This window comes from Bartonella sp. AC158YNML (assembly GCF_042196725.1).
Taxonomy (GTDB): Bacteria; Pseudomonadota; Alphaproteobacteria; order Rhizobiales; family Rhizobiaceae; genus Bartonella.
On sequence record NZ_JBHIQU010000003.1, the window covers coordinates 211,742 to 235,540 of the forward strand.

Genomic DNA, 23,799 nt, shown 5'->3' on the forward strand with positions numbered 1-23,799 from the left:
CCATGATCGAGCGTTCTTTTTCTTCTCGACATATTGGGCTTCGTCCTGATGAAACACAAAAAATGCTTGATGTTTTAGAGCTTGATAGTGTTGAGACACTCATTTCTCAAGCTGTTCCGCACTCTATCCATTTGGGACGTTTATTGAATCTTCCAGAGGCCGCTAGTGAAGGACAAGCCTTGGAAGAACTCTCCAAGATGATGGAGCGTAACCATGTGCATAAAAGTTTTATTGGGCAAGGATATCATGGGACTTATGTGCCTCCGGTTATTTTACGAAATCTGTTTGAAAATCCTGCTTGGTATACTGCTTATACGCCTTATCAAGCAGAAATTAGCCAGGGTCGTTTAGAGCTTTTGTTTTATTTTCAGACATTGGTTAGTGAACTAACAGGTTTGCCTGTTTCTGCTGCTTCCCTTCTTGATGAAGCAACTGCTTTAGCTGAAGCCAATGCCCTTGCTTTTCGCTCTTTCCGTGAGAAAAAAACAAAAATTTCTCTTCAGAGTCTTTTACATCCTCAAACTTTGAGTGTTGCGCAAACGCGTGCTGAAACACAAGGGATTCAGATTAGCCAAAATGGCGAAATTGATTCTGATACAGCGGCAATTGTTTTATCTTGGCCAGATACAAAAGGTTCTTTTCATGATTACAGTGAGATCATAAAAGAGGCAAAGGAAAAGGGAGCTTTAGTTATCGTTGTAGCTGATCCTTTAGCGCTTACCCTTCAGGAGCCACCTGCTCAATGGGGGGCAGATATCGTTGTTGGCTCTATGCAGCGTTATGGCGTTCCGATGGGATTTGGTGGTCCACATGCTGGTTACCTTGCTGTGAGTGATGCGTTAACGCGTCTTATTCCAGGGCGTATTGTTGGTCAATCCGTGGATACCAAAGGGCGCGTTGGTTTTCGTTTGGCTTTGCAAACACGTGAACAACATATTCGGCGTGATAAAGCGACGTCAAATATTTGTACAGCGCAGGCTTTGTTGGCTAATATGGCAACCGCTTATGCTGTTTGGCATGGGCCAAAAGGCTTACAAGAAATTGCACAGCGAATTCATCATTTAACATGTCGTTTTGTTGCTGGTTTAGAAGCAGCAGGGGTTCATGTTGAAGGGAAAAGCTTTTTTGATTGTGTGAGTATTTCTGTTAAGGGAAAAGCGCGTGAGATTGCGCATCAAGCCAAAATAGGTGGGCGCCTTATTCGTGTTCTTGATGATGACACTATTGCAATCAATTTTGATGAATTATCAACAGAAGGAGATGCTGGTGCTTTAGCGCAGCTTTTTGGGGCACAATTAGGCGATAAGGCTTCTCCTCGACTCTTTGGAAAAAAACGGGAGGCTGCTTTTCTTTCTCAGCCTTTTTTTCATGCGGTTCATTCAGAGACAGATATGATGCGCTTTTTGCGTCGTTTAGCGGATAAGGATTTGGCGCTGGATCGCGCTATGATCCCTCTTGGTTCTTGTACAATGAAGCTTAATGCTGCGGCTGAATTAATGCCTGTAAGTTGGGCTAGTATGGCCAATATACACCCCTTTGTTTCACAAGAGGATGCAGCGGGATATTTGGAGATGATCAACCAGTTAAATGCGTGGTTGTGCGAAATTACAGGATTTGCGCAAGTTTCTTTTCAGCCAAATTCTGGTGCTCAAGGTGAATATGCTGGGCTTTTGGCTATCCGACGATATTACCAATCACGGGGAGAGCATCAACGTACAGTTTGTCTTATTCCTGCATCTGCGCATGGTACCAATCCAGCCTCGGCACATATGGCAGGGATGGAGGTCGTTGTGGTAAAATGTTTAAGCGATGGTGATGTTGATGTAGACGATCTCAAGATGAAAGCGCAATTGCATAAAGATAAATTGGCTGCTCTTATGATTACTTATCCGTCAACCCATGGTGTTTACGAGGAAAGCATTAAGGAAATTTGTTCTATTATTCATGAAAATGGCGGACAAGTTTATTTTGATGGTGCTAATCTCAATGCCCTTGTGGGTCTTGCTCGTCCTGCGGATATTGGCGCTGATGTTTGTCATATGAATCTTCATAAAACATTTGCCATTCCCCACGGGGGGGGTGGTCCTGGTATGGGACCAATTGGTATTGCAAAGCATCTCAAACCATTTTTACCAGGTCATGAACAGGATGGGACAACACATGCGGTTTCGGCTGCTCCTTATGGAAGTGCGTCTATCCTTGCGATTACATGGATGTATATTCGAATGATGGGGGCTGATGGCTTAAAATATGCAACACAAATAGCCATTTTAAATGCCAATTATATTGCTGCACGTCTTTCACCAGTTTATTCCATTCTTTATCGGGGCAAGCATGGGCGTGTTGCGCATGAATGTATTGTGGATACACGCGTGTTGAAAGAGCAGTATGGGGTGAGTGTTGATGATATTGCAAAACGTCTCATTGATTATGGATTCCATGCGCCCACGATGTCGTTTCCTGTTCCGGGAACTTTGATGATTGAGCCAACGGAATCAGAACCAAAAGCAGAGATTGATCGTTTTTGTGATGCTTTACTCTCTATTGCTGAAGAGGCTAAGAAAGTTGGTAGCGGGGTTTGGCCAAAAGACAATAATCCATTGGTGAATGCCCCCCATACAGTGGTAGATACTTTAGATGATGCTTGGGCACGACCCTATTCGCGACAAGAAGCTGCTTTTCCCAACAGTTTTCTTGATCCAGCCAATAAATATTGGCCTCCTGTATCGCGTATTGATAATGTTGCGGGAGACAGAATGCTTATTTGCTCGTGTCCGCCATTGGGAAATACCTATTAAACGAAAAATATATATTTAATTGGTTTATTTGCATGAACAAAAAAAGCCCACACATTTTGTGTGGGTTTTATGCTTATTGGTCCTGTTGCTATGGCGTTATTTGTCTGTTTTCTAGAACTTTGCATTATTTTTTATATCATGAGCAAAATCGAAAAAGTTGACAAAAAATTGTATTTTGTAGGCCATATATGAACTTATAATAATAATTTATAAATTCTCTCTATTGAATGAGAGCAGCAAGCCGTATGCGTTTTTTATTTCAAATCTTTCTCATGTTGAATCAAGCAAAACTATTCTCTTGCACGTCAAAAGCGGGGAGAGCTGTATGGATAAGATTTGTATAAGAAAGGACTAAAAGGGCTCTTATGAATCGTCTCAAGCGCCAAGGTCTGTCACAACATTGTGCGCCAGCATCTGTATACTTTTGAAGTAAAAAAGGGACACCACCACACACTTTACCAATTTTCAATGGTGTGCCACCAGCACTTGCTTTTTAAACGCTTCATAAGTGATGTTTTTATGTATTTCTTTGCGTGTTTTTACTCACATATCACTCTCGTTTGTGATAGGCAAGCCAGTTGTTTTGATTGATTCAAGATAAACAGCGCTAACATTTTAGAGAATTTTATAATAGTCTAATTTTTCACTCAACGTGCAAAACAATGAATTATTCTTATAAATGAGTATTTTACTCTTAAGATGATCGGTTAATAAATTTATTATTCAATATCAGTTTTCATCGCGCTATTTTTTCAATGCGCTTACTTAAGCTTGTCCTTTAAAAAACAATTTTCTCGTAAATTGTTCTCTCTCTTTTCCTTCAAATGTTTAATCAATTTTTTATTTAAGTTTTAAGTACGTTTATATTGGATGTTTTATTATATCGTAAGTATAAAAATAAATTATTCAATAGTAACTTTTATTTATATATTTTTACAGCATTCACTCTTTGTTTCATATAAATTGCAGATAGTCATGTGAAGATTGCTAAAAGTCTATTGCAAAGGAAAGTATTTGTTATTAATCCAGAGGAAACATAGTTATTCAAAATAGAGAGGTGGCTGTAATCGACAATATTGAAGAAAAAGATGAACAAACTTTTGTGAAAGTTAAGCAAGAAGTCTTTTTCAGTATTTTGGGAGATCATCTAAATTGTTATGGCATTCTTTTTATTTGGTTTCAGGTTGTTTGTTAGTATTTTCGTGTTATTTATAATGTTTTATCAATCTGATAGGGGTAAAAAAGACCTACATAATGCTCTAGAAATTTTATTTTATTAATGTCTTTTTGTTTGAAAATAGAGATCTTGATTGCTCTTTTACAAGTTAGAATTGTTTTGTCGAATTATAACTATTTTTTCGAAAAGTAGTATACTATTTTAAGCTTATTTATGGGTATTATTTTATTTTAGAGCGATAGTTTTATTTTCCCACAATTTTATTTCTCTATATTATTGATGCGCGATATAATAAAATATCCACGAAACACTATTTCAATTTTTATCTTTACTAAGATAAGAGGCAGTAATTATCGTTATAATGACATTTTTAAATGTTATACTTTTTTATTAAATTATTTTCATTTCAAATAAGCTATAAAAGCTCTATTTAAGTTTGCAAATGAGTTTATTTTAATGTGAAAGTCGACAACTATTTATTATTTTGAAGTAGAGCGATGTAAATAAAAAATATTACTGTATTGAGTTGCTCTTAATTTAAGATCATCAATGATAAATTATCTTATAAAAGGAAGAAATTATTTTTGATATTTATCCTATTATGCCATAAAACACTGTTGTTTAGTGCGGTGATATAAGGCGTGAAAAGCTTTATATTAAGTGTTTTTAGATATGGTGATCAGTGTTTAGGATAAGGGGATGCCCAAACGAGCCTATGAAGTGGACTCTATGAGTAGTCAGCAGGTGGAAGTTGCTCGTGAGAAGCTGGATTGTTGATAGCCTGGTAACTGGCAGGAATTTTTGTCCTTTGAGGTGTAAAGAGGGGGTCAAGAATCCCCTCAAACTTTGGGGTGATGATAATAGAGATTAGCGATACATTTTACTTTGATGGTTTTGTCGTGATGTGAAGCTATGTTCAACTGTTTTTCCTAGATTTTATAGTCATTTTATTTTCAAAAAACTTTTTTAAGGAGGCATTTTTAAATTATGTTATTTTTATTTCTTTACATGTAATACATAATGTGTTATTATATGGTAAAAAGTACACATAATATATCATATTGTATTGTATGTATTTATTTATTTATGCAAATGATTAAATATATTTTAGGGTTTTATATTATGTGAATATTTTTTCACTTTTTCAGTGAAGAAAAAGAGGAGCAAAGAAAGCTATGTTTAAAATATTTAAAAATCGTGTGTGTTCATTTATTTTTACACTCTTTTTTCTTTTTTTTGTACAAACCGTAGAGGGGAATGCAAGTTTTGTAAAAAATCAATTTCAAGAGGGAGGATTTGTTTCTACATTAGAAAAAAGTGCGGTTGTTAAAGCGGTAGATAGGGTTGTTATCCATAACCTTGAAGGACAAAATGAAGTTGCTTTAGGGAAAGCTGAAAAAGCTGCTGCCTTTTCAGCTTCAGCCTTTTGGGATGGAATAGGTGTTCTATCACTTCTTTCTGCTTTATGTACTAGGGATATAATCGGTACTGTTGTGTCTCTTGTTGGATTATTCTGTACACTCTAAGAGAAAAATTATCGACAAAGTTGATGCGTTTTTTGTTTACTTCATTGTTTTTAAAAAATAAATATTTACAATATATTGGATAGAAAATTACTATTATTAATTACTAACTGTATCTTTGGGTGGCATCATTAAACTTCAAATTTTTGCTATGGGTGTTTTTCATTTTTAAGGGAGAGCACCTAGTTTTGATAGTTTATAATTATTTCCTCGTAATAAGGTTAGAACTCTTACCCTCTTTATCAGCCCTTTTATATTGTTTATTTGCTTTTATATGAAGATTATACATAAAAGATATATTTTATCCTTTTTATTTTGCAATATAAAAAAGGCTTTTAAAAAAGGATAAAACAAAAAATATCTCTGTATTGGATGTTCTAATATTCAGTGGAGAAATGATAAATTATCCATTTATCATTTCTCACGTTGAATTGAGAGATTTAAATGTTGGAAGATTTTTTCATTTCAAATCTATTTATGTTGAATCCACCAAAAGCATTTCTTGCATATAACAAGTTGCGTTAGTTTTTGGATAAAAATTATTTAAGATACAGAATAAAATTTCTCTCAGGAATTATCTCAAATGCTAAGGACTGTCGTAAATCGAGAACTGGCAGATAAAATGATGATGCCAGTTTGTATCCTTATGAAGTCAAGATGGTTGATACATAATGAATCTTACATCCTCTTATGGGGTGGTTTATGGTATAGCCTTGATGGGCACTGGTGTGAGATGGAGGTGGTGATATGTACGTTGGGAAGTGTCTTTTTAAAACAGACACCTGCAATTGCACCGCACGTGTATTCTGTTTGAAACGTCCTGTTCCTAAGCAGGCATCATCACACACTTTGCCAGTTCCCAATGTTGCGACAGACTTTGGCACTTGAGACGGTTCATAAGAGGCATTTTTAGTTTTTTTAGTTCTTTCTTATACATTTTTATCCATACGTCATTCCCGCTTGTGACATGTAAGCAAATGATTTTGATTGATTCAAGATAAATAGGTTTGGAATGAGAGAATCTTGCGATATTCGGGAGGGAGATTCAATCTGAATAACACTTATATTATCTATATAAATCAATACCTTGTTGTAAGGCAAAGGAGAGATGATATATGAGTAGAAAGAGAGGACAATCAAGCAAAAGGTCTTGTTTGGCACGAAGACGCGCAATCCATTGATCTTTTGGGAATAGAAATATTATGAACCTGTAATGTGTTTATTTTTTACGCGTTACTTTAAGAGAAGAAAGGGAAATTATTATTTATAAATCAATAGATTCGTTGTTAGGATAAAGGATACTTATGCCTTAGTGGAAGAAGGGCAATGAAGTAAAAGGTCTTGTTTAGCACGAAGACGTGCAATCCATTGATCTTCACGAATGGCAGTATTATGTACTGTAATGAGTTCGTTTTTTTTAATTGCAGCTGTTACTGTTGCTTTTTCCAAAAGACCACAAGGAATGGCGTGGTGAGCGCGTGCTTCTGCGATGTTCATTATCCAAGCACGATAAGTATAAAGACCGATAAAGTCTAGCTGATCACCTGGATGTAAATCTTTTTTAGCAACAGCACAGACTTCTACTACGGGATGGCTAAGAGGGACCATATCTTTTTTTCCATAAAGCATAATACGTGCGCAGGTAAGGGGAACTTCCATTGCTGTTAAATGATAGGGGCGATGAAAGGTGAAGTAAGGCCCCTGACCAATTTTTAAATCTTCCATACGCTCGCGTAAACGTGGGTGTGCTATTTCTGCAATCACAAAAACACCTGGTGAAACACCTTGACCTATTGAATAATCTACAACACCATATCGCTGTAAAATGCCTCCATCTTGCTTTGGAATAAGCACTTTATTTAAATCTTGTAGCGCTGCTCGTGGTCCATGCATTCCTGGGCAATCGGGGAGAAGTCCGGTGGCATTGGCAATGGCTGCCATTTCAACCATCGTTTTGGAACCATCAATAAATTCAACCAACATGCGTACATTCATATTACGCTGGAATGCTTCTTCTTCGTAAGCATCAGGTGTAGCATCAAAGCGCAGAGGATTATTTTTTCCTTTACCTGCTGCAACAATCTTATGTCCAAGAGCTGAAACAAATTCTATGAGTTCCATACAAGAAGTTGGTTCATCGCCGGCACCAAGTGTATAAATGAGCCCTCGTTTTTCTGCTTCATGTTTGAGATAAGCGCCAATTGTAACATCTGCTTCAACATTCATCATGACAAGATGTTTGTTATTCTCAAGCGCTTTGATACCAATTTCTGCTCCTGCTTCGGGATAGCCTGTTGCATCAATGATAATATCAATTTGTTCATGGCGCAAAACAAGGTCAATATCATCTGTCGCTGCAATCAAACCATTTTCAATGCTTTGCGTGAGAGCATGAGCATTTTCAACTTCACAGACATGTCCATCTTCGCCATAGGCTAGTGTAGCGGCATCAAAAATACGTGACGGTGTCCTCGTGGCTACAGCAGCGACTGTTATACCATCCATATGCGCAATACTTGATAATAAATCTGTCCCCATTTCACCGCAACCAATCAGTCCAATACGGATGGGGGGATGGTTTTCTGCACGTTGTTTCAAATCATGCGCTAAACCTGTTAGGTTCACATTGCTTGCCATTCTTTTTTCCTATTTGAAAACTATTCTGCTAAAGAACTTTTCTCATTCATAAGGTGCATTTGTTTTTAAGACAATTAATCTTTTATTCTTGATGCTCTAATCAATGGATTTTATAAAAGCAAGAGGGGGGCTTTTATCAAATAAAATAGGAATAGCGTTATGCAGCAAAAAATAGCAGTACAAGATGTCACCAGTTTTATTGGGAAAGAAGTAGGATTATCGGAGTGGCGTCTTGTTACACAGGATATGATTAATCAGTTTGCATGCGCTACAGATGATCATCAATGGATACACGTTGATGAGGAAAAGGCTAAGCAAACACCTTTTGGTGGCACGATTGCTCATGGTTTTTTAACATTATCGCTTTTGTCTACGCTCGCTTATGAGACTCTTCCTGAGTTAGAAGGGACCACAATGGGGATTAATTATGGTTTCGATAAAGTGCGCTTCATGAGTCCTGTGAAAACAGGGGTACGGATACGTGCGCGTTTTGTGTTAGACGACGCAGAAATTCGCCCTTCTGGTCGAGTGGTTTTCCATTATGGGGTTACGGTGGAAATTGAAAAGTTAAAAAAACCAGCTCTTACCGCTCAATGGCTTATCGTTGCTGTTGTGGAAGAAAAACCTTCCAATATCTAGATTATTTGAGTGCTTTATTTTACAAAATTTTTATACAACTCTATTAGAAGTTTCTTCAATGATGATATTGAGAATAATCTATAGGATAATAGATATGATCGAGCTATCATAGCGTTGATAGCCATAGCAGGTTACTATCTTTCCTAGATCGTTTTGAAGAGGAGTTTTCTAATGAAGATAGTGCATTGCTTCGCGCTTTTATTTATAGCGTTCTTTATGGGATCATACCCATCACGTAAAACAGAACGCTTCAAATGGAATATACTTGCGTTGCCAATTCACAGGCTTATTTTAAAGCAATGTCTCTCAACGCTCGTCACACCCATTTCGCAATGGCGCCTGTGAATAGTATAACGATAAAGCCATTGAGCACCCTCATATTTTTATGCTTGTGAAGAAGAAAACCGATACTATTATCATATTATATGCTAGCCGCCAATGTTAAGACAGGTCTTGGCGCTGGAGATAATTCATAAGAGGCATGCCTTCCTTTCTTGTATGTTTTTACTCACAAGGCTCTTCCCGCTTGTAACGTGCAAGAGAGAGGTTTTGGTTGATTCTATATGGAACAAATTGGGAATGAGAGGATCTTACGGTATTCAGAGTTCTCGTTCAATATGAATAACACCATATTATCATTATAAATTCAATGTGTTATCTACGGTTTGGAGAGGTTGTGGTCAATGTCTTAATTTAAAGAGAGTCTCACATACTATGAGATCTCTTATTTTATCCCCTTTTATATTAAAGCCATTAAAACTATTTTCTTTCATGTTACAAACGGATGGGGAGAGATAAAAACTGTTTAAGAAAAAAGTTCCTAATCTCTTATGAGCGTTTTCGATAGGCAAGGGTTGGTACACTTGGAAAGTGGCAAAGAGGATGATGGTATTGGCATGTGAAATTCTAAGTCTTTTAATGTTTTGTTTTATCAAGTTTTTGTACGATTTTATCAGAAGTCCATTGGGTTGTAATATTGAGCACGATCAAAAGGATGATGACGATGGTCATGATGAAGGTATTGTAGCGTTGGTAGCCATAGCGGATTGCCATATCCCCTAAACCGCCTCCACCAAGATATCCAGCAAGTGAGGTGGCTCCTATAAGAGAAATGACCATGACTGTAAAACCTGTAATCAGGCTAGGGAGAGCTTCAGGAATAAGAACATGTCTGATAATTTGAAGACGACTTGCACCCATCGAGCGGATCGCTTCAATGAGACCGTTTTCAACGGTTTTAAAAGAGAGTTCCGCCATGCGAGCATAAAAAGGGATAGCTGAAATGGTCAGTATAAAAATTACAGCAGGCATTCCTATCCCTCTTCCTACAACGATACGCGTAACAGGAAGAAGATAAAATGCAAGAATAATAAAGGGAATGGCACGAATACTGTCAATGATCATGCTTAAAGGGCGATTGATGAGAGATGAGGAAAAAATCCCTCCGCGTGCTGTTGTGTGAAGAAGAAGACCAAGGGGAAGCCCTATAATAAATGCCATAACAGAAGCACTAAGTGTCATCAATATTGTATCAATAACAGCTTGGGGAAGTTCATGAGACAGAACATTAAACATAGCCTAAGACCTCACAATATCGTCCTTTTTTCGTTAACCATTGAACAGCTTTTTCTAAAGCTTCTTTATCTTCTCCAGGAAGAGCCAAGAAGAGTCGCCCGATGGTTTCATCTTGAACTGTATCAATGCCACCATGCAAAATACGTGCTTTTAAACCACTCTCATTTTCTAGAAGATGAAGAAAAGGCTGCTGGGCAATTTCACCGGCAATATTAATTTCAATGACAGCTTCTCGTCCGATTGGTTTGAGATTTTTCGCAAATTTTTCAGGAAGTTGTGGGGTTACAAGCTTGAGCATGGCTATGGTTGTATCGTCTTGCGGTGATGTAAAGATGTCTTTCACACGTCCTTCTTCTACAATGTTCCCCTGATTAAGAACAACAACACGATGCGCTATGGTGCGCACAACTTCCATTTCATGGGTGATGAGCACAATCGTGAGATTGAGGTGTTTATTAATATCAGCAAGGAGCTCTAGAATAGATTGTGTTGTTTCAGGGTCAAGAGCAGAGGTGGCTTCATCTGATAACAATATTTTAGGATTAGCAGCAAGAGCACGAGCAATGCCAACGCGTTGTTTTTGCCCCCCAGATAATTGTGCCGGATAGCAATATTCTTTCCCAAATAACCCAACCAATTCAATCAGTTCAAGGGCACGTTTGTGGCGTTGTTTTTTATTTACACCACTTAATTTAAGCGGCAATGCAATGTTATCAAGAATATTTTGCGATGAGAGAAGATTGAAATGTTGAAAAATCATCCCAATTCGTTGACGGTAAGGCGCCCATTCTATCTCTGATAGATTGGAAATATCAACACCTTCAAAAAAAATGGCCCCTGCATCAATCTTCTCTAACCCATTTAAACAGCGGATAAGTGTTGATTTTCCTGCTCCACTGCGCCCAATAATGCCAAGGATTTCACCAGCATGGATATTTAAAGAGAGATTATTAATTACCGGAACACCAGCCGTTTTGTTAAAACAACGGCTGATGTTTTTTAAGGAGATAAGAGTAGGTTTTTCCATTCACAATTACTCGGACATTTGGCACAATTACTCAGATATTTGGCACAATTACCAAGATGTTTGGGCGGTTTTGCCAAAAATCTCTTTGATTTTTGTACGGATAAGATCGTTGTTGTAAGCGGCAACTAATTTTTTAACCCATGGTTCATCTTTTTCGCTCGTGCGTACAACGATGATATTATCATAAGGATTATTTTTGGCGCTCTCCCATGCAACCACATCTTTTTCAAAACTTAATCCAGAAACAATAGCCCAGTTTGTGTTTATAATTGCAAGATCAAAATCGTCAATAGCTCGCCCTAACATACCGGCATCGAGCTCACGAATTTGCAGATTTTTAGGATTTTCAATAATATCAAGTGGAGATGCAAGAATATTATGAGGATCTTTTAACTTAATGAGACCTAAAGAATTAAGAAGAAGTAAGGCTCTTCCACCATTAGATGGGTCGTTCGGAATACCAACATGAGCACCATCACGAAGATCTTTTAAGTCTTTTATTTTGTGTGAATAAACACCGATTGGAGCAATAAATGTATAGCCGACAATTGAAAGTTTATAGCCACGTTGTTTCATTTGTTCATTAAGATAAGGGGCGTGCTGAAAAGCATTCGCATCGATCTCTCCTGCGTTAACAGCATCATTAGGCAAAGCGTAATCAGAAAAATAAACGAGTTCAATATCTAAACCGGCTTTTTTAGCCTGTTCCGCAGCAGTTTTCCAAATAATCGCATCCCGCCCTTCCATAATACCAAGTTTGATCTTTGTTTTGTCTGCGGCCATGGAAAAAGCAGTAGACAAAAAAAGTGCAAAGAGAGAGAGGAATAATCCTATAATCCGACTACGAAAAATTTTTTTTAATGTCATATGCTTTTAACTTTCTTTTTCGAGAAATTTTTTGAGGGAAGTTTCAATATACTCTGTATCTTTTTAGGCAGATTTAAAGTTATACAAGCTTTAGAGAATATTCAATCACTTTTATTTTTAAAAGAGTATTATTTTTCCTTCTATTTTAGTTGTTTTGGGGGCTGATCATCTTTTGTTCATAGAAATTCTCTGAAATTCAAATAATTAATTCTTTTATTGCAATCATTTGTTGAGGGAACCAATGCCCCTTTAAAAACTTCTGTAAGGGACAATTGGTTGAAGAACTGGACAATCAGATGATGTTTTAGCCGTAAATTCATGAAGAACATACTGCGCAATCAAGATCAAAAGGCCGTGTTCGTGTAGGCGATAAAGAGAGGTTTTGTTGCAATGTTGAGGGATTTTTTGGGGAAAAAGGTTGCTGATCATTGGATTTAAACGCGGCAAATTTTTGCAAAGGCGAATTTTTGTCCTTCATATGTTTTAGAGAGGAAGAAAAATAATGTTAAGAAAGAAATTTTTATCAACAATGATGACTTTATGGGCTTTAGGAGCGTCAGGGGTGGCTGTGACTGCTTTTCACGCGGAAGCTGGAACCATTACAGGAACAGTTGCTCGTGTTGCATCAGGTCAGGTATCTTTACGCACAGGCCCTGCGACAGCTTATAAAGTTATCGCAATGGTTCCAATGGGAGCAAAAGTGCAAATTTATGGCTGCCTATCCAATAAAACTTGGTGTTCTCTTGGTTATCATGGAAAAGTTGGTTGGGCATCTGCACGTTACGTCAATGTTAACGATGTTCCTACCATTGCTTTTAAAAAGATGCCAGCAAAATCAAAATCCATGGTAAAATCACCAAAAGAAAAAGTGAAACAGGCTGTTTCTGATTTTAAAGCTCTTCCGGCGATTCAAAAAACACGCAAAAACATGCAAAAATTCTATAGAACAGATATGATTATCGATTCCACCGGGGTAAAAAAAAGAGATGAGCGGACAATTTTAAATCCGTCGCCAAAAGCGCAAGGAGTTTCTGTAAAGCGCGTGAATGCTTATAATCCCTCCTTTCCGGATGATGTCAATTACAAAAACTTTGAACGCAATGAAACGCGTTACCGTGTCGTGACTTATCCTGTTCGATAAGGGTAAAGTTAATTTTACAACCGGAATGACAAAAAGGATCAGCATCATGAAGCAAACAATGCTTATGCTGCTGCTCTTGCTGTTTCGTAAAGCGGCATTAAGGTGGATATTAGTGCAAGCTCCTTCAAAAGTGCGATTGTGTTCAGATCGGTGCAGGGAAAGAGCTTCATTCTTTAAGGCAGAGAGAGCTAAGAATATTCAGGGTGGAATTTGCCAGTGCTTTGAAATAATAACCTTTTAAGATGGTGTTAGAGGGAAGCTGTTAAAAAAGCCGGACTTTTTAACAGACCGGCTTTGTATAAGGTTCCTTGTCCTGTCGGACAGGAAGATGATTAATTTATCGACTTTGGCTTGATCAAATTACGAGAAATGAGCAATTCAGCAATTTGAACGGCATTCAATGCTGCTCCTTTTCTTAAATTATCGGCAACAACCCAGAAAACTAAACCATTTTCAACGGTGATATCTTCACGAACACGGCTAATAAAGGTGTCATCTTCTCCCGTACATTCATAAGGGGTGGTATAGCCACCATCTTCGTGTTTATCGATAAGCTGACAGCCGGGTGCATCGCGTAGGAGCGCTTGTGCTTCAGATGCGCTTAGTGGTTTTTCAAATTCAACATGGACAGCTTCGGCATGACCGATAAAGACAGGAACCCGAACAGCAGTGGCTGTTAATTTAATTTTCGGGTCGAGAATTTTTTTTGTTTCCACGGTCATTTTCCATTCTTCTTTTGTATAACCATCTTCCATGAAAACATCGATATGAGGAATGACATTAAAGGCAATGCGTTTAGTGAATTTTTTTGATGTAATTGGATCTGCAACAAAAACTGCACGTGATTGTTCGAAAAGTTCGTCCATTCCTTCTTTACCAGCTCCAGAAACAGACTGATATGTAGAGACAACAACACGTTTAATGATTGCAGCATCATGGAGAGGTTTTAAAGCTAAGACCAGTTGAATTGTTGAACAATTAGGATTTGCTATAATATTACGCTTAGAAAAGGCATTTATAGCTTCGCCATTGACTTCAGGGACTATCAACGGAACATTGGCATCATAGCGCCACGTGGAGGAATTATCGATGACGACACAGCCGGTAGCAGCGATTTTAGGGGCGTATTCTTTGGAAATGCTCCCTCCTGCAGACATAAGACAAAAATCTGTGTCTGAAAAATCGTAAGTATCCAGTGCTTTTACTTTTAAAGTTTTATCTCCATAAGAAACTTCTTGTCCTAATGAGCGTCGTGATGCGAGAGGGACAATTTCATGCGCAGGAAAACCACGCTCTTCTAAAATTGTAAGCATTTCACGACCAACATTGCCGGTTGCGCCAACAATTGCAACTTTAAAACTCATTTTCTATACTCCTCATGTCTCTCCACGTTTATTCCCCGTGCTATACTCAGGAGAGAGTGAGTTGGTCAAGGAACATCGTTAAATTATATTTTTGACTTTCAACAATCCTAATTTTGTGCATACAAATTATAACTGTCAGCACAATAAATTGTTTTATTTCAAATAATATTGTCTTTTTTAATCTTTCAGCATTGAAAAAATTGAATATTTTACGCTAAGTCATCATGCTCTTTAAAGAGCACTTTAATTAAGTGAATTTTTTATCTTCTGTCAATTGTTTCTCTTCACTCTTTTGAGTTTTTTAGGAGGGTATTAGGTATTGCGTTGGTGGATTCTTTTATACTTTATCTGTTAAGTGGTCAATTATTTTACCTCCTCTCTACGCTTTTAAAGACGAAGATTTCTTTCCGGTTTGTAAATGTCCAGATTTTATCGGCTTCTACTTAGAAATAATGTATTGATTTATAATGATAATCTAACTCTATTTATATTGGATAAGATTCTCTACTATTATCAAATTCTTTTATTTGGAATTTGTCCTATGTTGAAATAATCAAAATCAATTGTTTGTACATCACAAGCAGAGTTGGTGTGTGGGTAAAAACTGTATAAGAAAGAAGGAAAAATGCTTCTCATAAACCGTCTCAAGTGCTTAAGGGTTTGTGTTGCAACATTGGGAGCTAGCAAAGTGTGTGATGATGCCGGTTTGCTTCTTTACGAGCGTAAAGATGGTGGTGCTCAATAGATTTTTTATTATTTCATGGGGACTTTATCGTTATACCATTCACGAGCAACATGTTTAAAATACCCCTAGATGAATAAAAACGACAAGCTGTATCATCTTTTGTATGCCATATCGTGAACCAGAATATTTATCTGTTTGTGTGCTCTTCAAAACGGAAATACTGCTTTATCTTAGAAGAATATAAAAGGAAAAACCAAACTCTTCTCTATCACCCAATTCAGTTATACGACTTTCAAAAGCGTCCATGATCATGTCTTTTAAATCATATCTTTCAAATAATAGAAATTACGCATTGCTGTACGCTTTTTTCTCACATTCTTCAATAGCGGGCAGATCTCTCTAGATCGCTCTAAATGAAATATACTTGTGTTGCTGATTTACGTGCTTGTTTTAAAGAAACATCTGGCTCCCAAACCTATGATGCCACCCGTGAATGGTATAAAGTAAGCTCCGTTGAGCGTTATCATCTTTATGTTTAATAGAAGAGCAATCCGGTATCATCCGTTATATCGACGAGCCTTCAATGTTTTACAGCTCTTGGTTATTTGAGAGCATTCATTAAGTGGGATTCTTTTTTAACGCGTTTTTATTCACATGGGCTCTTTCCTCTTTTGACATGTAAGAGTCATGCTTTTGTTTGATTCAAGATAAACAGATTTGAAATGAGAAAATCCTACAGTATTAGGGTTTCTTATTCACCGTGCAAAATAATTGATTATTATTAATCAATATGTTGTAATTAACTATAGATTATGGCTTACGGCTTTTTATAGAATGCTTTGCACGCCTTTGATACGCAATGTCAATTTTTCTTAGTAGTTTGTACTGTAGTTTTAGGTGTTTGTGGCGTACGAATGAGGTATATTGGTAAAGGAAGAGAAAAAGAAGGTAAAGCCATGATGACAGGTGAAGTAAAAAATTAATATTTCCTTGATCATCATATGAATTTGCATGCATTTTTATGGCTTCGAGTGTGCATGTTTGTTGTATATTGAAGAGCAAAGCTTGTTTGTAGAATTTTATGAAATGAATCACGTTAAGTGGCAAGCTAAGGGAAAGGCACTAGACAAAGATTATTTACAGATTATTTTTTAAAAAATCGGTGTGAATTTAAGAATCTTCATCTTTTAGAACGAGGAGGAAGTGTGCAAAATCTCTGTCTAAAGACGCGCTAAACGATAAAGATGCAGCGAGCGTGCTCCGTGATGACAATAGGCAAGAAGAGGGAGAGAGGCTGTTTTTAAAATTGTTTGCATGGTTTCAATAGCTGACTTTTCTATAGTTGGAAGAGAAATGGGAATGTGATAGGCTTTTATGCCATATTCATTTGCGACTGTTTTAATGCTCAAAAAATCAGGTTGATGAGGCTCCTCGTGATCAGGGCGGTTACAGACAATTGTTTTAAAACCAGCTTGTGCCAATGTTTTGATATTTTCTATACTAATTTGGGCACTGATGAAAATATCCGGTTCAATTTGTTGTAAATTCATTTTTTATTCTCAATTGCACGATCTTCACGATACTCTCTGGTATATAAAAAACATGATGAAGGTAAGTTTTTCAATGGCATCTTAACAAAAATATTCTTTTTGTCGAGGAGATCTCTTTGGGAAAAATGAGCTGTAAGGTGCAAAATATCTCATTCCGCAACATGTTCGTTATGCGACCTTATGAAAGACTGCTGTGTGGTTTTTATGGATAATCTATTGTGTTTACTAAGCATAGACATTTCATTGTATTGCTTGTTTACACGTTTGCTAGAGGTATCCTTATTTTTCTTAAGACCATTTTACTCTGTTAAGAGTCAAAGAGTATAAAATTCATTGTGTACTCCTTCTTTAGTTCAAGAAAAGGTACAAGCCGACACTATCATACACTTTGCTAGCCCCTAATATTATAATAGTTCTTGGTATTGGAGATTCTGCATAAGAAGCATTTTTAGTCCTTTCTTTTCAGTGTTTTTTGCTCATATGCTAGTTCTGCTTGTGATGTGCAAGCAAGTGATTCATATAAGAGGTATGAAATGAGGGAATCTTCCTGATTTTGGCTCTCTCACTCAATGTGTAAAACAATGAATTCTCCTTATAGTTTGTTGTATATTCAGAGTGGAGCTTGTTTATAGAGTTGTATTAAGTGGATCACATGAAGGAAGAAGCTCAAATGGCAGGCGCAAAATAAGAAGCTGAATTATTGACAGAGCATTGTTTACAGATCGACATGGATTAAAAAATCTTTATTTTAGGGTAGAAAAGAAGAGCGTGTCTATTGTTTAAATTTTTTCTTATCCTCAAGAATATTATCTTCATAATGTTTTTGCTCAATGCTAAAAGTTAAAAGAATATTATAAAGATAAAATTGAGGGCTGTTATTTTTATCCTAAAAATGAGAGAAGTAGTTGTTTTGTAGGAGCTGAAAGCTTGCTTCTTTTGTTATTTTCTGTACAATCGTAAAAACGGTAATGCTAAAAGGCATAATGAATGATCATTGGACTTTTGAATCAAAAGGGAGGTGTCGGAAAAACGACGTTGAGCGTGAATCTTGCGGCCAGTTTTGCACGTACTGGTGCACGGGTTTTGCTTATTGATGTTGATCCGCAAGGAAGTGCATTGGATTGGGCTGCTGCGCGTGAAGATGCTCCTTTGTTTTCAGTTATTGGTTTACCGCGAGCAACGGTTCACAAAGAGATTACACAGATTGGTCATAGTTATGATCATATTATTATCGATGGTCCTCCACGTGTGACTGACCTTGTTCGTAGTGCTCTTATGGCTTCGGATTTGGTGCTTATACCTGTTTTGCCTAGTCCCTATGATATTTGGGCAGCTGATGGAATTGTAAAGCTGATTGATGAAGCACGCGTTTATAAAGAGAATCTTAAATCTGCTTTTGTTATTAATCGTAAAATAGTCAATACAGCGATAGGGCGTGATGTGAACGAAGCTCTTGGCATATACCAACCTGTGCATGTTCTTTCTTCTAGCGTTGCGCAGCGCGTGATTTTTGCAGAAGCTGCAGCACAGGGGAAGGCTGTTTATGAGGTTGATAAGCAAGGCCCTGCAGCTGCAGAGATTGAAGCTGTTGCAGCGGAAATCAAGGAGTTAGCACAATGAATAAAAAAATTAAAATTGGCACGAAGCCAACCAATAAATCAATTCCTTTAACGGCTGATGCATGGGTGGAAAACCACAAAAAGAACATGAGTGGAGGTATGAAGCGCCTCACGATTGATATACCAGAAAATTTGCATCGGTTAATTAAAGTAAGTTGTGCAAGTCGTGGAACCAAAATAGCCGATGAGGTACGCGAATTGCTTTCGCGAAAATACGGAAAAGTGTAAAAAATGATATATGATAATAAGTTTGGGTCGGTTTGAAGACTTTTTTCTAAAGATAATCTCTTTCATTTTTACACGAAGTTAAGAATAATAAAAACCCCTCTTTTTTCATGAGGGGTGCTTCATTTAAGGTGTTTTTCATCAGATTTTATATCATCCAGTTCAATAGCTATGAGCTTATGAAAATTTTCCGTTTTAAATTTTTTCTTATAAGATGAGATCATCATAATAGCTTTTGTTATCTGTATTGCAGCTGGATAGATAAGTTTATTTTTTCGTAGAAATTGTCTTGATAATGATTTTAAATATGAAGTTATTTTTTGTTTATTTTACTTAATATAGGCATTACGAATTTTAAATAGGATATTCGTGCTACTTCTCATTATGAAGTGGTTTTTGGAGAAAAAGAAGTGATTAAAAAAGCTTTTTGAGAGTTTCAAAAAATCAAGAATTCTGCTGAAGTATTAACACTTCAAATACAAAGAACCGCCGTGCTGATAATGTTACAAGTGCAAGTCTAATAAATGCAAGCGGCTCTTATGATTCAATATATTTGCGTTAAAAATGTGCGTATTTGTCAAAGAAAAATTATACGCAAAATTACGATATAGAGAGGTGTGTGGCCCCAATGATATCGTTAATAAAGTATAAAACAAGAGAGGAGTAAAATCATGAAAAAGATCATTATAACAGCACTATTGCTTTGCCTGGGGCTTGTCACTACTGGTTGTGAAAAAACTACAGTGTAGCAGACTTTAAGAAAGATAAAACATTAATGGAAAAATGGGGAAAGAAATGCGAGAAAATGGGACCATCCGCTTTAGAAACTAAAAATTGTCAAAATATTATACAAGCTGATACGGCTCTTTTTCAAGAGCATTATAGAAATCTTGTAAAAAAACTTCGTGAAAATAGCACAAAGAACGATAAAACTGAAAAACAACAAGACAACAATTAAAATCATAAAAAATATTGATGACAACATTTTCTTTGCGCTGAAATTGTCACTGTTGGTTGCAGAAAATTTACAGTGTAGGAAACTTTAAAAAATTATTCTGTTATGTCAAAAACAATTTATGGCGGTGATATAAGCTTCCTTGACATGTGAGGTGCTTTTTTAGGGTCAATATTTTTAGGCTTGTCGAGTTTTATGTAAATCAATCACAATGAAATGAGAAGCTAAAAAGAATCTGTTCTCAAAGAATTCGGATTGTTTACAGATCGGATATAAGAGACTTGGTCATTTGAGGCATGAAGAGAGGGAGTAATAAAATACACAATTGGCAAAATATGTAACTTTAATGGGGCAATTGTGCTCAAACCTTACAAAACTGAAAGAAAAAAGGGGAATTTATTTATGAACAAGATCATTATAACAGCACTATTGCTTTGCGTGGGGATTGTCACTGCTGGTTGTGAAAAAACTTACAGTATAGCAGACTTTAAAAAAGATCCAAAATTACTCGAAGAATGGGCAATGAAATGTATGATGTCAGGAAGTTTAGATTCTCAAAATTGTAAAAACGCAGACAAAGCGTATCGTGAGATTTATGCACGAGATTGGCCTGGGGCAAGCTTTGTACATGATGATGAGCAAAAAACTGAAGAGAAAAAGGAAGAAAATTAAATCATGAATAAAGTCATTATAACAGTATTGCTGCTTTGCATGGGGCTTGGAGTTTCTGGTTATAAAGAAAAATCTATAGTGTAGAAGAGTTTAAGAAAGATAAAAAATTACGCTATAAATGGGAAATGAAGTGTTTCTTAGGTCAGTTATCTATGCAGAAATCGCAAAATTGTGAGAATCTAGACAGAGCGGGTAAAAAACTTCTTTTGGAGGTTAAAAATTGTGCTCTCATTATGCTTTTCAAGAGAACAGGGAAGAGGGTAAGGGTATTCGAAAAAAGATCATAATGACTCAAGGGAAAATAAAAATGTTAAGTCTGATTGTAAAAAATGCATACAAAAAACAAAGAGAACACAAGAATCGTTAGACGCGACAGCTTGAGCTGGCGCATGATTGATTTAATGGTTAAATTCTTCTTTGTCCTTAATTTTGAGGTGTTTCTCTGGGAATTTTATCGAAAAGCCAAGAGAGTATGTTTAATACATCTCTATTATGAGAGTTAAAACAACAAAAGCATTAATGCTAACGATCAACGTTGAATAAAGCATAGCGTTTTTTATGAGATCAGCCATAAGAACTTCTTTTCTGTTCTTTGTAATATCAATTATTCTGAATAACAAAATATTACAGTCTATAATATGTGCTGATACACCCTATTCGGCAAGTTTAAAATCTTTACTGTTTTATAAAGGCTTGAGGAGTTGGGGTACTGTGAGGCGTAAAAAGGAAAGTTTTAAAGTAAATATTGATTGATTTAACATAGAGAGATTTGAAATGAGAAAATCATACGCTATTCAAGTTGAATAACACCATATTATTATAAATCAAACTATTATCCTAACAGGATTGGTTAATGCAACTCTAATGAGGGAGCTTTTGCGCGAAGAAAAGATGTTCCGAATGGAATGTAGGAATATATTTGCGTTGCATATTTATGGGCGTGTTTTAAAGAAAGATCTCTCACGGTAAGTCCATTTTACAATGGTGTTCGTGAATAGTATAATAGTGAAGCTTCCATAAATAATATAAAATTTCTAGAGTGCTACATTGAGAAGGTTGAAAATAAGAGAAAGTTTATAGCAGAAATTGTACTTTGATTATAAGACGATTATTTTAATGCTTTTATATCCGCAGCGTATGTAAAGCAGCAATATTAAGAGCGAACTGTACGTTATGGGGTGAAGTCATCTATAGGAAGATGATGTGAAATTCTGAAAATATCAATATGGGGGGAGTTAAGCGTTATGGGATTGAAGGCGTATCGGACTGAATGCTTAAGAAACTCTTGAAAAGGTTCAAAAAATCTTATATAGTAATTAGTTGCAAAGAAAAGCGAATGATAATTGAAAAAGGGAGATTGATAGCTGTTTAGCTATTTAGGATGTCTTTTTTAATGTTACTATATGGCGGATCTGTTTAAAAGAGCATTCTTTTTGTGTTTTGTGCAAGAGATTGCATGTATGCAGAAAGAGCAGGGTGGGGAGATGTGTCTTTTTGAATAGGTGCACTAATCTTGTAGGGTGCCATCTTATGGGGTGCCAGAGGGTATGCTGGTTTAGGTGCAGAGGAAGCTATAAGGTTATGGAGGGTAAAAAGCTGCTATCGGTAAAATGCTGAAATTTTTAATGGGCTTAAGTTTTTATATGCGGCAAGGTTTTGTTGGCAGATAGTTTTTATGGCCAAGGAGAGAGGCCGATTATTATTGTTTTCTGTTGAAGGCTTGGTGGTGGTAAAATAGGCAAAGCGAAATAGATAGAGCAAATGTAGAAGTTTCGGTATTGTTGCGTGGAAGTTTAAGTTTAGAGCATTTTAGTGAATAAGTATAGCAGCAATAATGGTTTTGGAGCAAAGAAGAAATATTTCAGAAAATGCGTTGAAAATTGAAGTGGTATACGCTTTTGAGGATTGTTGTGCTGTTGTCTGAGGAATGTTCGCACCACGAGCTCAAATGCGTGTATCTGCATTAAAAGAGAAACTGTTTAATCTCCCTCATTTAAAAGTAAGATTGAACAATATAGTTGAAGGGGAAATAAAAATGTCTGTAGTGCAATATGGTGATGATAGTTTTGCAGCAAAAGCAAAAGTTCTTGATAATAATCTTATTGATCGTGATTGGGCGATGACAAAATTTGTTGCTGCTGTTAAAGGATTAGCACAAGTGGTTGATTATGAAAGCAATATGCTAGAGAGCAGTGGTGTTCCAGATTACGAAGAAATCAATTTATGTAAAATACGTGGTTTGCGTGATCTTAATAAATCCATGAGTGATGTGAAGCGCTACATGAATCAAGATATTGAGAATGAGGTCGAAAGTTTGTTGTCTGATTTACAAGAAAAATTACAGCGTAATAGTAAATTGCTTCAAACGCATTTAGATGCAGTCAATGATCTTTCGCGAGCCATGCAAATATCTGGCCGTGTAAAAGAAACAGAGGAATAATCCAAAATTGATCAATATCGGTTGTTCTAAGTGATGACAATGATGAGATAGAGCGCTGGTTTGAATAAAGAATGTGTTTGTTGAGTGTCCATGTTTTAAACGCGTTGAGGTATTTAAATTATTATCGTTTTGTTGTGCCGAAAATAATGTCTTTAAAATAGCCTCCTTTGAGGTGTGATGATATCAACTGCACGCTGTGGGAAGCCAAGTGAAAGCCGTTTAAGAGAAGGCGGATTGTTTACAGATTGAGAGGATAGGGAACTTCATTTTTTAGTTTTGGGAGGAGGTCAAGAGAATATTTAGGACATCCCATGATGTCTTATGAAACAGCTTTCTTTGACATGTGGTAATGTCAGGTTTTACACATTAAGTCTTTTTAGAGTATGCTCATGAATATTACCTATAAGCCTCATGGAGTACTGCCCTTTAAGGTGTGGTGATATGAAGTAGTGAGTTTCTGGAATCTGCGTAAAAGTTAAAAAAATATTATTTATTCATTATAAATCAATTGATTATCTATTACATAAATCACAAATTAAGTGTATTTAGGAGACACATTTATATCAGTGGTTGTAACCCGGAACCATCACACTATTTTCAGCTTCCAATATTGTGACAGTCCTTGGCACTTGAGACGGTTCATAAGAGGGATTTTTAGTCCTTTCTTAAATAGTTTTTATCTATACACCAACGCTCCTGCTTGTGATGTGCAAGCGAATGGTTTTTGTTGTTAAAACATGGAACAGGTTAGAAGTGAGAAAGTACTATGGTATTCGGTTTTTTATTCAATATGAAAAAAAGCATTATAAGTTAATATCTTTTTTGATGTGATAATGATTTTTGAGAATTTAAAAAATATGAGTTTCAATAAAAAAGCAGCACTTTATGCTGCTTTTTTATTTAAG

The 23,799-nt window shown here is 36.4% G+C and carries 18 protein-coding genes; 12 read left to right on the forward strand and 6 right to left on the reverse strand.

What is annotated here, in order from left to right; all coding sequences use genetic code 11:
- The first annotated feature begins 2 nt into the window (after positions 1-2).
- From gcvP to ACFIM1_RS03190, 3 genes are all read left to right on the forward strand, one after another.
- On the forward strand, positions 3-2,798 hold the full coding sequence (gene gcvP, locus ACFIM1_RS03180) for an aminomethyl-transferring glycine dehydrogenase (protein WP_375609248.1): 2,796 nt from the start codon (positions 3-5) through the stop codon (positions 2,796-2,798).
- Between the two features lie 2,352 nt (positions 2,799-5,150).
- Complete coding sequence (locus ACFIM1_RS03185; protein ID WP_375609229.1) at positions 5,151-5,501, forward strand: hypothetical protein; 351 nt, start codon at positions 5,151-5,153, stop codon at positions 5,499-5,501.
- Positions 5,502-6,245: 744 nt separating this feature from the next.
- Positions 6,246-6,386 carry a hypothetical protein gene (locus tag ACFIM1_RS03190; RefSeq protein ID WP_375609230.1) on the forward strand — a complete coding sequence of 47 codons (141 nt, stop codon included), beginning with the start codon at positions 6,246-6,248 and terminating at the stop codon, positions 6,384-6,386.
- A 414-nt stretch (positions 6,387-6,800) separates the two neighbouring features.
- Here ACFIM1_RS03190 and ACFIM1_RS03195 read toward each other — a convergent pair whose 3' ends face one another.
- The gene (locus ACFIM1_RS03195; protein WP_375609231.1) at positions 6,801-8,135 is read right to left on the reverse strand and encodes an NAD(P)H-dependent oxidoreductase; all 1,335 of its coding nucleotides are present in this window, start codon (positions 8,133-8,135) and stop codon (positions 6,801-6,803) included.
- A 159-nt stretch (positions 8,136-8,294) separates the two neighbouring features.
- On the opposite strand from ACFIM1_RS03195, the gene ACFIM1_RS03200 reads away from it, so the two are divergent.
- Positions 8,295-8,774 carry a MaoC family dehydratase gene (locus ACFIM1_RS03200; RefSeq protein ID WP_375609232.1) on the forward strand — a complete coding sequence of 160 codons (480 nt, stop codon included), beginning with the start codon at positions 8,295-8,297 and terminating at the stop codon, positions 8,772-8,774.
- A gap of 915 nt (positions 8,775-9,689) precedes the next feature.
- On the opposite strand, the gene ACFIM1_RS03205 is transcribed toward ACFIM1_RS03200, so the two are convergent.
- Genes ACFIM1_RS03205 through ACFIM1_RS03215 form a run of 3 tightly spaced genes read right to left on the reverse strand, consistent with a single transcriptional unit; the run spans position 9,690 to position 12,243 of the window.
- The gene (locus tag ACFIM1_RS03205) at positions 9,690-10,349 is read right to left on the reverse strand and encodes a methionine ABC transporter permease (protein WP_375609233.1); all 660 of its coding nucleotides are present in this window, start codon (positions 10,347-10,349) and stop codon (positions 9,690-9,692) included.
- A complete protein-coding gene (locus ACFIM1_RS03210; RefSeq protein ID WP_375607359.1) occupies positions 10,342-11,376 on the reverse strand; it encodes a methionine ABC transporter ATP-binding protein in 1,035 nt (344 codons plus the stop codon). Before ACFIM1_RS03210 ends, ACFIM1_RS03205 begins: the two co-directional genes overlap by 8 nt.
- Before the next feature lie 48 nt (positions 11,377-11,424).
- Positions 11,425-12,243: a MetQ/NlpA family ABC transporter substrate-binding protein gene (locus tag ACFIM1_RS03215; RefSeq protein WP_375608717.1), complete on the reverse strand. Its 819-nt coding sequence runs from the start codon at positions 12,241-12,243 to the stop codon at positions 11,425-11,427.
- 502 nt (positions 12,244-12,745) lie between these two features.
- On the opposite strand from ACFIM1_RS03215, the gene ACFIM1_RS03220 reads away from it, so the two are divergent.
- A complete protein-coding gene (locus ACFIM1_RS03220) occupies positions 12,746-13,384 on the forward strand; it encodes an SH3 domain-containing protein (RefSeq protein WP_375609234.1) in 639 nt (212 codons plus the stop codon).
- 332 nt (positions 13,385-13,716) lie between these two features.
- Here the strand turns inward: ACFIM1_RS03220 and ACFIM1_RS03225 are convergent, their stop codons facing one another.
- The gene (locus ACFIM1_RS03225) at positions 13,717-14,748 is read right to left on the reverse strand and encodes an aspartate-semialdehyde dehydrogenase (protein WP_375609235.1); all 1,032 of its coding nucleotides are present in this window, start codon (positions 14,746-14,748) and stop codon (positions 13,717-13,719) included.
- Between the two features lie 1,098 nt (positions 14,749-15,846).
- Between ACFIM1_RS03225 and ACFIM1_RS03230 the strand changes: the two genes are divergently transcribed.
- Entirely contained in the window at positions 15,847-15,972 is a 126-nt protein-coding gene (locus ACFIM1_RS03230) for a hypothetical protein (protein ID WP_375609236.1), read from the forward strand.
- A 681-nt stretch (positions 15,973-16,653) separates the two neighbouring features.
- On the opposite strand, the gene ACFIM1_RS03235 is transcribed toward ACFIM1_RS03230, so the two are convergent.
- Entirely contained in the window at positions 16,654-16,983 is a 330-nt protein-coding gene (locus tag ACFIM1_RS03235; protein ID WP_375608485.1) for a TIGR01244 family sulfur transferase, read from the reverse strand.
- 987 nt (positions 16,984-17,970) lie between these two features.
- On the opposite strand from ACFIM1_RS03235, the gene parA reads away from it, so the two are divergent.
- From parA to ACFIM1_RS03265, 6 genes are all read left to right on the forward strand, one after another.
- Positions 17,971-18,603: a ParA family partition ATPase gene (gene parA, locus ACFIM1_RS03240; protein WP_375609237.1), complete on the forward strand. Its 633-nt coding sequence runs from the start codon at positions 17,971-17,973 to the stop codon at positions 18,601-18,603.
- Positions 18,600-18,830 (forward strand): plasmid partition protein ParG, encoded by a 231-nt coding sequence (locus ACFIM1_RS03245; protein WP_375608487.1) that lies wholly within the window; start codon positions 18,600-18,602, stop codon positions 18,828-18,830. Before parA ends, ACFIM1_RS03245 begins: the two co-directional genes overlap by 4 nt.
- Before the next feature lie 772 nt (positions 18,831-19,602).
- The gene (locus ACFIM1_RS03250; RefSeq protein WP_375609238.1) at positions 19,603-19,785 is read left to right on the forward strand and encodes a hypothetical protein; all 183 of its coding nucleotides are present in this window, start codon (positions 19,603-19,605) and stop codon (positions 19,783-19,785) included.
- A 399-nt stretch (positions 19,786-20,184) separates the two neighbouring features.
- Positions 20,185-20,454 carry an EexN family lipoprotein gene (locus ACFIM1_RS03255; protein ID WP_375609239.1) on the forward strand — a complete coding sequence of 90 codons (270 nt, stop codon included), beginning with the start codon at positions 20,185-20,187 and terminating at the stop codon, positions 20,452-20,454.
- A gap of 125 nt (positions 20,455-20,579) precedes the next feature.
- Positions 20,580-20,741 carry a hypothetical protein gene (locus ACFIM1_RS03260; protein ID WP_375609240.1) on the forward strand — a complete coding sequence of 54 codons (162 nt, stop codon included), beginning with the start codon at positions 20,580-20,582 and terminating at the stop codon, positions 20,739-20,741.
- Between the two features lie 1,748 nt (positions 20,742-22,489).
- The gene (locus ACFIM1_RS03265) at positions 22,490-22,894 is read left to right on the forward strand and encodes a flagellar protein FlgN (protein ID WP_375608491.1); all 405 of its coding nucleotides are present in this window, start codon (positions 22,490-22,492) and stop codon (positions 22,892-22,894) included.
- The last annotated feature ends 905 nt before the right edge of the window (positions 22,895-23,799 follow it).